Raw genomic sequence first — 2,493 nt, forward strand, 5'->3', positions numbered from 1 at the left:
GAGCGCGGGGCGTCCGGACCGCGGTGTGGGCGGCCGGGATTGGGGGACGCGCTGGGGCCCGGAGCCGACGGGTGGTCGGAGGTGGTGCTCGGTCGCTCGTGTGCGGCCATGTCCATGGCGGTAAACCGTAGTGCTTGTGTGGTCGCCGACACAGCAATACGCGGGGTTTGTCGAATCGGGTGACAGGAATTGTTTTGCGGGTCCTACCCGCTGGTGAACGCGGGTGAGGGCACCTTTACCCTTGTCGCCATGACCTCTGCGTTCCCGACCATCCCCGACGATCTCAAGCCCGCCGACGGACGGTTCGGTTGCGGCCCTTCCAAGGTCCGCCCCGAGCAGCTGCAGTCCCTGGTGGATACCGGCGCTTCGGTGTTCGGTACCTCGCACCGGCAGAAGCCGGTCAAGGACGTGGTGGCGCGGGTGCGCTCCGGTCTGCGCGAATTGTTCTCCCTGCCCGACGGTTACGAGGTCGTGCTGGGCAACGGCGGCACCACCGCGTTCTGGGACGCCGCCGCCTTCGGCCTGATCCGCGAGAAGTCGCTGCACCTGAGCAATGGCGAGTTCTCCTCGAAGTTCGCCTCGGTCGCCAAGGGCAACCCGTTCATCGGTGACCCGATCGTGGTGAAGTCGGAGCCGGGCGACGCGCCCGAGCCGACCTCCGACCCGTCGGTCGACCTGATCGGCTGGGCCCACAACGAGACCTCCACCGGTGTCGCCATTCCGGTGTCGCGCCCGGCGAACTCGGACCACGCCCTGATCGCCATCGACGCCACCTCCGGCGCGGGCGGCCTGCCGGTGAACATCGCCGACACCGACGTGTACTACTTCGCCCCGCAGAAGTGCTTCGCCGCCGACGGCGGCCTGTGGATCGCGCTGATGAGCCCGAAGGCGCTGGAGCGCGTGGAGGAGATCAAGAACTCGGGCCGCTGGACCCCCGAATTCCTCTCGCTGCCGATCGCGATCGACAACTCCACCAAGGACCAGACCTACAACACCCCGGCGCTTGCCACCCTGTTGCTGTTCGCCAACCAGATCGAATGGCTGAACGGCAATGGCGGTCTGGACTGGGCCGTGAAGCGCACCGCCGATTCCTCCTCGCGCCTGTACTCGTGGGCCGAGACCAGCGCATTCGCCACGCCGTTCGTGCAGAACCCGGCGCTGCGCTCGCAGGTGGTCGGCACCATCGACTTCGCCGACAACGTGGACGCCGCGCAGGTGGCGAAGGTGCTGCGCGCCAACGGAATCGTTGACACCGAGCCGTACCGGAAGCTGGGTCGTAACCAGCTGCGCATCGGCATGTTCCCGGCCATCGATCCCGAGGATGTCTCGCAGCTGACCCGCAGCATCGACTGGGTCGTCGAAAAGCTCGGCTGAGCAGTAAAAACAGCTCCGGTTCACGGTTTTCTCACGATCTTCGCGAGAGCGTGAAATCGGTTTCGCCGCAGAGGCGAATCGCTCACACTAATGCGGCGTGGAAGTCTGGGAACAGATTTCCACGCCGCGTGTCTTGCCCCATGATTCACAGAAGTGCACTACTGTTCCAGAACGTGGGCGGTGTCGCGAGCCTAGCTATAGCTGTGAGTTGCGCAGCGAACAGGAGGTAACGGTGCGTGAACTTCGAGTGATCGGATTGACGCCCGATTCCACGCACATCGTGTGCATCGATACCGAGAGCGGCCAGAAGTACCGGCTCGCCGCCGATGACAAACTGCGCGCCGCTGCCCGCGGAGATCTTGCCCGATTCGGCCAAATCGAGATCGAAACGGAAGCCACGATGCGTCCTCGCGATATCCAGGCCCGTATCCGCGCGGGTGCTTCGGTGGAGCAGGTCACCGAAGAGTCGGGCATGCCGCTGTCGCGGGTCGAGCGTTTCGCGTATCCCGTTCTGCTGGAACGCGCCCGGGCCGCCGAGCTGGCGCAGAAGGCGCACCCGGTCCGCAATGACGGTCCGGCCGTGGAGACCCTGATCGAGATCGTGTCGGCCGCCTTCGCCGAGCGCGGCCACAATATCGAGGTCGCCGAATGGGACGCCTGGAAGGACGAGAAGGGCTACTGGGTGGCCCAATTGCAGTGGCAGGCGGGCCGTTCCGTGATCGCCGCGCACTGGCGCTACCAGCCGGACGCGCACGGCGGCTCGGTGGTGCCGCTCGACGATCCGGCCTCGGACCTGATCGATCCGGATTTCGGCCGGGCCCTGCGCGGCCTGGCGACGATCCTGCCGGACCAGAACGACATCGCGGTGGAGGAGGCCCCGGCGCCCGCTCCCGCGCCGCGTGAGGAGCGCGTCGCCGAGTACGAGCCCGCGCCCGCCCGCGTCGCCAAGCAGCAGAGCTCGGAGGAGTACTTCGAGCAGCGGGCCGCGGTCGGCGACGGCACCGTCCCGGCCGTGACGGCCGCCGCCCCGGCGCCCGCTCCGGCTCCGGCCGCGAAAGAGCAGCCCGCCCCGGCGGTTCCGGCACCCGCGGCCCCGCAGGCCCCGGCCGCCGAGCCCGC

2 protein-coding genes are annotated in these 2,493 nt (G+C 67.7%); both read left to right on the forward strand.

Translation table 11 applies throughout. The annotated features are described in order from the left end of the window. The first annotated feature begins 249 nt into the window (after positions 1-249). Positions 250-1,374 carry a phosphoserine transaminase gene (serC, locus tag ACAM49_RS39815; protein WP_369640688.1) on the forward strand — a complete coding sequence of 375 codons (1,125 nt, stop codon included), beginning with the start codon at positions 250-252 and terminating at the stop codon, positions 1,372-1,374. Between the two features lie 232 nt (positions 1,375-1,606). After that, positions 1,607-2,493 (forward strand): septation protein SepH (sepH, locus tag ACAM49_RS39820; RefSeq protein ID WP_369640689.1); only part of this gene is annotated, 887 nt, incomplete at its 3' end.

Source organism: Nocardia sp. JMUB6875 (genome assembly GCF_041154655.1).
Lineage (GTDB): Bacteria > Actinomycetota > Actinomycetes > Mycobacteriales > Mycobacteriaceae > Nocardia.

Excerpts from the sequence above, each read along its gene's own strand:
- serC (WP_369640688.1), top strand. The coding sequence starts at position 250 with ATGACCTCTGCGTTCCCGACCATCCCCGACGATCTCAAGCCCGCCGAC.